This is a genomic window from Rhodococcus sp. (in: high G+C Gram-positive bacteria), from assembly GCF_049286785.1.
In the GTDB taxonomy this organism is placed as follows: domain Bacteria; phylum Actinomycetota; class Actinomycetes; order Mycobacteriales; family Mycobacteriaceae; genus Rhodococcus_F.
The window spans coordinates 1-7,304 of record NZ_JBAQEO010000832.1; the positions used below are offsets into that span (position 1 = coordinate 1).

6 protein-coding genes are annotated in these 7,304 nt (G+C 67.9%); 4 read left to right on the forward strand and 2 right to left on the reverse strand.

Features of this window, described 5'->3' with window-relative positions:
* Positions 1-1,122: sensor histidine kinase (locus WAW17_RS29900; RefSeq protein WP_422336472.1), on the forward strand; the 1,122-nt coding region annotated here is incomplete at its 5' end.
* Here WAW17_RS29900 and WAW17_RS29905 read toward each other — a convergent pair.
* Together WAW17_RS29905 and WAW17_RS29910 are read right to left on the reverse strand one after the other, a co-directional pair.
* Positions 1,079-1,780 carry a response regulator transcription factor gene (locus tag WAW17_RS29905; RefSeq protein WP_422336473.1) on the reverse strand — a complete coding sequence of 234 codons (702 nt, stop codon included), beginning with the start codon at positions 1,778-1,780 and terminating at the stop codon, positions 1,079-1,081. The two genes, WAW17_RS29900 and WAW17_RS29905, sit on opposite strands and share 44 nt — an antisense overlap.
* Before the next feature lie 595 nt (positions 1,781-2,375).
* Positions 2,376-3,278, reverse strand: a complete 903-nt coding sequence (locus WAW17_RS29910) for a helix-turn-helix domain-containing GNAT family N-acetyltransferase (protein WP_422336474.1) — start codon at positions 3,276-3,278, stop codon at positions 2,376-2,378.
* A gap of 101 nt (positions 3,279-3,379) precedes the next feature.
* Here WAW17_RS29910 and WAW17_RS29915 point away from each other — a divergent pair, with 101 nt between their 5' ends.
* From WAW17_RS29915 to WAW17_RS29925, 3 genes are all read left to right on the forward strand, one after another.
* Positions 3,380-4,714, forward strand: coding sequence for an NAD(P)-binding domain-containing protein (locus tag WAW17_RS29915; protein ID WP_422336475.1), 1,335 nt, complete (start codon positions 3,380-3,382; stop codon positions 4,712-4,714).
* 3 nt (positions 4,715-4,717) lie between these two features.
* Positions 4,718-5,944, forward strand: a complete 1,227-nt coding sequence (locus WAW17_RS29920; RefSeq protein ID WP_422336476.1) for an MFS transporter — start codon at positions 4,718-4,720, stop codon at positions 5,942-5,944.
* 299 nt (positions 5,945-6,243) lie between these two features.
* On the forward strand, positions 6,244-6,873 hold the full coding sequence (locus WAW17_RS29925) for an antibiotic biosynthesis monooxygenase (protein WP_422336477.1): 630 nt from the start codon (positions 6,244-6,246) through the stop codon (positions 6,871-6,873).
* The last annotated feature ends 431 nt before the right edge of the window (positions 6,874-7,304 follow it).

Genomic DNA, 7,304 nt, shown 5'->3' on the forward strand with positions numbered 1-7,304 from the left:
GGGCAGGTGGTGCGATCGTCACAGGACCAACCCGGAACCCCGGTCGTCGACGTCCGGCCACCGGCCGACAGCGAACCCGTCCGCGGCATGTCGGTTCCGGGGGAGCCGGACGCGGACCTCCGTGTCACGGTGCAGGGCGTGCACGGGGCGGCCGGCGACCAGACGGTGATCGTGGCCGCGAGCAAGGAACCGGTGGAGGCGACGCTCGCAACCGTCGGAGGTCTCCTCGCCCTCGGGGCGCCGGTCATCGTGCTCATCGCGGGATTCGTGACGTACAAGGTGGTGGGCCGCTCGCTGCGGTCTGTCGAGGATATCCGGACCCGGGTCGCCGCCATCTCGACCACCGACCTGAGCGAACGGGTACCCGTCCCGGTACAGCAGGACGAGGTCGCCGCCCTGGCGCGAACGATGAACGACATGCTCGGCAGACTCGAGGCGGGGCACACGGCGCAGCGCCGATTCGTCGGCGACGCCTCGCACGAGTTGCGCAGCCCGCTGACGACAATGACCGCGGCGCTGGAACTCGCCGACACCCGGCCGGAACTGCTCGATCAGGACCTGGTGAGGCACACGTTGCTGCCCGAAGTGCACCGAATGCGCCTGCTGGTCGAGGACCTGTTGTTACTGGCCCGTGCGGACGAGCGGGGCTTGCCGCTACGGATCGTCGACGTCGATCTCGACGACGTCGTCGACGAGGAGATCCGCCGCACACGCGACAGAACCGGCATCGCGGTCACCGCGGCACTCGCGCCCGTCCGTGTCCGAGGTGACGCGGCGCAGCTCCCACGCGTCGTACGCAACCTCCTCGACAACGCCGTCCGGTACGCGGCGAGCACGGTGCACGCCGACGTGTCCCGCGACGACGGCTGGGCGCAGATCATCGTGACCGACGACGGACCGGGGATCCCGGCGGCCGAGCGAGATCGGGTGTTCCAGCGGTTCGTACGCCTCGAACAGTCGCGGGACCGCGGACTGGGCGGCTCCGGTCTCGGCCTGGCGATCGTCGCTGAAATTGTTGCAGCGCATCGTGGTTCAGTCCGAATCGACACCGGCGCCGACGGTGGAGCCCAGGTGGTGGTCAGACTTCCCCTGGAGGAGCCTTCGGCGTCGGGTCGGCCTTGAGTCGATAGCCGACCCCGCGCACCGTGTCGATGCTGTCGGTGCCGAACGGACCGTCGATCTTGCGGCGGAGATAGCCGACATAGACCTCGACGACATTGTCGTCACCTTCGTAGTGGGCGTCCCACACATTGTGCAGAATCCGGCTCTTCGTCAACACGACGTCGGGGTTGCGCATGAAGTACTCGAGCAGGCCGAACTCGCGCGGCGTGAGCGCCAGTTCCTCCATCCTGCGGGTGACCCGCCTGCGGGACGGGTCCAGGCTCAGACCGCCGACTTCGAGAACGGTGGGCCGGGCCGGCGCGCCCCGCCGGACGAGTGCGCGCAGACGTGCGATCAGCACGATGAAGGAGAACGGTTTGGTGAGGTAATCGTCCGCTCCGAGATCGAATGCATCCGCCTGGTCGTAATCGCCGTCCTTCGCCGTGAGCATCAGGACGGGAGTCCAGATCTCCCTTGCGCGAAGCTCACGGAGAAGTTCGTATCCGTTGAGTCCGGGCAGCATGATGTCGAGCACGATCACGTCGAAGGTGTCCTCGGTGGCCTGCCACAGGCCCTCGGTACCGGTGGTGGCCACGGAAACCAGAAATCCCTCGAGTTCGAGTCCGCGGCGAACCATATCCGCCAACCGTGGCTCGTCCTCGACTACCAGCACCCTCATGGCGCGTTCCGTCCGATCTCGACCTGCACCTCACCCACAGTATCGACCGCCGGGGCTCGTCGGTTGGTGGCGCGGCGGGATCAGAGGTGGAACAGCTCCACCGTTGTTCCGGACCAAAACGGTCGGCACCCCGATACCGCAAGACGTCTTCTACGAAGATGGCTGGACACTACGTTCCGACGAGCTGTTCGGCGCCGGATTTGCACTCGTCTGTCCCGACGGGCCGCCGCACGCCCCCTCGCCGACATCGGCCGACGCCTCGACGCGCGGGTGATCGGCCGCTCACACTGAAGGGCAAAGCCTTTCAGCTGCAGCAGCAGCTGGTGCTGCTGGGAGGAGTGCGTTCTGGACGACTGCATCGCCAGGGAGCGCTACCGGCTTCGCACCGCTTACCGGGACGAGGTGCGCAAGGCCAACCACTTCGACCCGAGGACACCTATGGCAGCGATGACGACGAGTTCGTTGCTGATTCTTCGCGATTCCGAAGTCAGTCACATCACTGGGACGTGGAAAGCGACCGCGCGCGGCAACCATGAGCTATATGAGGGTGAGTTGACGGTCGAAGTCGCTGAGGCTCGGGACTTTTCGAGGGGGATCAGCAAGCTCCTTCGGCGGACCATGTGCGTTCAGCGCGGCCGACTCGAGATCGGCGTTCGAGGAAGACGGTGTCGCGCCAGACGCCGTCGAGTTGGGCGATGCGTTCGCGGACGCCGACGGTGCGGAAGCCGGCGGAGTGGTGCAGGGCGATGCTGGCCCGGTTCTCGGGGAAGATCGAAGTCTGCAACGTCCACAGCCCGGCCTCGTCGGCGGCGATGACCTGGGTGCGCAGCAGTGTTTTGCCGATACCGCGACCGCGCATGCCGTCTGCGACGTAGATCGAGTTCTCGGCCACCCCTCGGTAGCAGTCCCGTCCGGATACCGGGGACAGTGCGGCCCAGCCGACCACCGTGCCGTCGATCTCGGCGACCCACCGATGATCCGTCAGCCACTGGCCGTCCAGGGTTTCCCGGGCGGGGACCTCGGTGGTGAAGGTGGCGGTGCGGGTTGCGATGCCCTCACCGTAGATTCGGCGCACGTCGTCCCAGTCCTGCTCGCCCATGGGTCGGATGGTGACGTCCGCTGGGAGGTCGTCCGGGCAGCACGGGCGCGGGGTGAGCACACCCATGACTGCGTCGGCGGCGTGCGGAAGCCCGGTGCAGCATGAGGGGTTGACCACGACGACGGTGCTGGTGCCGTCCTTGTGGACGGTGACGAATCCGACGTCGGCGAGCTTGCGGACATGATGCGAGACGGTGGGCTGTCCGATCCCCAGTGCCTCGGCGAGCTCACCAACCGTGATGCCCGCGGGGTGGCTGGCGACCTGGTGTAGCAGCCGCACCCGTGTGGGGTCGGCCAGGCAGGCGAACCATCCGGCGTAGGTGGCCGCATCGTCCGGAGCCAGCGCATCCTCAGCGGTCGACCGCGCGCTACCCGCGATCGGCATGTCCACGGAAGTCATGACCCCACTATATCGATATCCGTCGATGGTTGCATTCATCGACGGATATCGATACTCTCCGGAATCGGAGGATCGATGAACGTCGATGGAAGGATCTCGAGATGAACATCTTGCCCGTAGTCGTAGTAGGAGCGGGACCGATCGGGCTGGCGGCCGCCGCCGAACTGCGCGAGCGCGGCCTGACGCCGATGGTCTTGGAACGCGGCCCCGTCGCCGGTGCCGCCGTCGCGGAGTGGAACCACGTGCGGCTGTTTTCCCGCTGGGGTGAGCTGATCGACCCGGCCGCCCGCCGCCTGCTCGACTCCACCGGCTGGGCCGCCCCTGACGACGACGCATACCCGACCGGCCACGCCTGGACAGAGAACTACCTGCAACCCCTCGCCTCCGCACTCGGCGACATCGTGCAGCTGGGCACCGAGGTGATCGGAGTGGCCCGCCGCGGCCGCGACCGGGTCGTCGACGACGGCCGCGACACCGAACCCCTGTCCGTCCATATCCGCCGCCCAGACGGCACCGAGAACCGCATCCTCGCCCGGGCCGTCATCGACGCCTCCGGCACCTGGGGCACCCCGAACCCGCTCGGTGGGGAGGGGTTGCCCGCGCTCGGCGAGCGCTCCGCCGGCGATCGGATCGAATACCGGGTCCCGAACCTCGACGACGAGGCGGTGCGCGCCCGCTACGCCGGCAAGCACATCGTGATCGCCGGCAGTGGGCACTCCGCGCTGACCGCGATCGTCGCCCTTGCCGGCCTCGAGAAGGACGCCCCGGGCACCCGGATCACCTGGGTACTGCGCCGAGGTGACGTCGGATCCACGTTCGGCGGCGGCGAGGCCGACCAGCTGCCCGCCCGCGGCGCCCTCGGGTTGCGGGCCAAGCAGGCCGTCGACGACGGCTTACTGCAGGTGGTCACCGGATTCCGCACCTCCGGCATCGAACCCGACGGTGAGCAGGTCGCACTGACCTCCGATGCCGGCGCCCGGATCGAGAACGTCGACCGGGTGGTGGTGCTCACCGGGTTCCGCCCCGATCTGTCCTGGCTCTCGGAAATCCGCCTCGGACTCGACCCGGTGCTGCAGGCCCCGGTGGAGTTGGCGCCGCTGATCGACCCGAACATGCACTCCTGCGGCACCGTCTACCCGCACGGGGTCGCCGAACTCTCGCATCCGGAGCCGAATGTGTTCCTGGCCGGGATGAAGAGCTACGGGCGGGCGCCCTCGTTCCTGGCGATGACCGGTTACGAGCAGGTCCGCAGCATCGCCGCCGCATTGGCCGGCGACCACGAGTCCGCCGCCCGGGTCGAACTGACCCTGCCCGAGACCGGAGTCTGCGGCGGCACAGGGGTCTTCGACGAACCCGACACCGCCGCGGCAGAGGGCGGCTGCTGCACGGCCCCCGCACCGCAGCTGGTCACCCTGTCCGCCCGCACCGACGGATAACCCGTGACCGGAACGGCGACACTGCCGCAGACCGCGTCTCTCGACGATGCCGGTCTGCGGCGGGTCCTCGCGGCGCTGTGCCTGACGGAGATCACCAGCTGGGGCATCCTGTACTACGCGTTTCCGGTGCTGTCGGTGTCCATCTCGGCCGATACCGGGTGGTCGCTGCCGGTCCTCACCGCCGCGTTCTCCCTCTCCCAACTCGCCGCCGCTCTCACGGGCATCCCGGTGGGGCGGATCATCGATCGAATCGGGCCGCGGGCGGTGATGACCATCGGCTCCGTCCTCGCGGCCCCGGCATTGTTGGTGGTGGCGGTAGCCCCGAGCCTGCCGGTGTTCTACGCCGGGTGGCTCGTCGCCGGCATCGCGATGGGCGCCGTGTTGTATGCGCCCGCGTTCGCGGCATTGACCCGCTGGTACGGCGACGGCTACGTCAAGGCGCTGATGATCCTGACCCTGGCGGCAGGGTTGGCCAGCACCGTCTTCGCGCCACTGGCTGCCGCGCTGGTCGACCGTTACGACTGGCGGGCCACGTACCTCGTCCTCGCCGCGGTGTTGGCGGTGATCACCGTGCCCGGGCACCTGTTCGGGCTGCGCGGGCACTGGCCGCACCCACCCACACCGACCGGCGCGCATCCGGTCGATCACCGCGATGCCTCCCGAAGCCCGGCATTCCTCGCCCTCGTCGTCGCGTTGAGTCTCGGAGCATTTGCCGCGTTCGCCGGCGTGTTCAACCTGGTGCCGTTGCTGATCGAACAGGGATTCTCCCCATCCCTCGCCGCCCTCACCCTTGGCCTCGGCGGCGCCGGACAAGTCCTCGGCCGCATCGGCTATCTCCCGCTGGCGGCCCGCACCACCGCCCGCACCCGCATCGTGGGAATCCTCGCCGCCACCGCAATCACCACCGCGCTGCTCGGGATCGTATCCACGGTGATGGCGCTGATCACGGTGGCGATCGGCGCCGGGCTGATCCGCGGCATCTTCACCCTGATCCAGGCCACCGCGATCACCGACCGATGGGGCGCCACCCACTACGGGCGGCTCAACGGGCTGATGTCCGCCCCCATCGTCATCATCATGGCCCTCGCCCCCTGGGCCGGAACCGCCCTGTCCGCATGGACCGGCAGCTACGCCCACGCCTACCTGATCCTCGCCTCCCTCGCCGTGGTCGCCGCCGTCATCGGTGCCGCCAGCATCCCCCAGCACCGCAAGGCGGATACCACCTCCTGACACTCCCGGAAGGGAATCTGAACACTCCCGGAAGGGAATCTGACGAGCTGGCCCAACGCGCCGGCGTGGGTAGGGGAACGTCTTCCGCCGCTTCGGCAGCCGCTCCGGCCTGAGGCTGGCCCTACTCGACCACTCCGAGCGCCCTACTCGACCACTCCGAGCCGGCTGCCGCGATGACTGCGGCGGATCCTCGCCGCCGAGGAACGGCCACCGCCCATTGCCTCCGGCGGATCGGGGGAGCAGTGTGAAACACGGGGAATGACCGGCGACGCCGTGTCGGCGCCGCCTCGAGGAGAAGGGTGCCGATCATGTTCGCACGCTCAACCACAATTCAAGCGCATCCGTCGTACATCGACGCGGGGATCAAGCACGTACGCGATACCGTGATGCCCGCGCTGACGGACATCGAGGGCTGCCTCGGAATGTCCCTGCTGGTCGATCGCGGCTCGGGCCGATGCATCGCGACCAGTTCGTGGCGGGACGAGGAATCGCTACGCGCCAGCGAGGGACCGGTGCGGAAGCTGCGTGACGACGCAGCCGAGATCTTCCACGGCACCACGGAGGTGTCACAGTGGGAGATCGCTGTCATGCATCGCGACCACCATTCGGATCGCGGGGCCTGTTGCCGCGTCACGTGGATCAAGACCGAGCCGGCCCACATCGACCGCGGCGTCGACATGTGGAAGATGGCCGCACTGCCCAAGATGGAGGAACTCGACGGTTTCTGCAGCGCCAGCCTGATGCTCGACCGCGCCGCGGGTCGCGGGGTGTCGTCGCTGACGTTCGACAGCGCCGAAGCGATGGAACGCAACAGAGAACGCATCGACAGCATCCGGGGCGAAGTGGTTCGCGAGGCGGGCGCCGAGGTGCTCGATACATGCGAGTTCGAACTCGCGATCGCGCACCTGCACGTCCCCGAGATGGCGTGAGCTGTCGAAACGTCGAGAAGGACAACCCCACCCGTTGCGACGGCTGCCGCAGCGGCTGGGCCGTCATTCGAGAGTCGAATATGTCTTCTAACAATGGAGAGCGGTCTTCGACCTGAAACCGTGGCGGGAAGTGAAGTGAGACCAGGACGTGGCAGTGGCATCGGCCGCCGCGTCTGCGTCGTGGATCTCGGTGACAGTTACCTTTCCACCACGCGGTATCCACCCTTGAACAGGCGACGCCACATGACCGGCTCCCCGGCTGAGCATTCCCGGTAGGACTCGGCGGGTAAGCAACATCGGCACAGTGAGGTTGAGATCGACCATCGCCGTCAACTCCTTTGCGAGTTCTTCCAGGACATCCTCACGCCGGCCGGATACGGCGACATCTACCCCCTCTGCGGCCAAACGCTCGCGCTATAACGGACCCACTG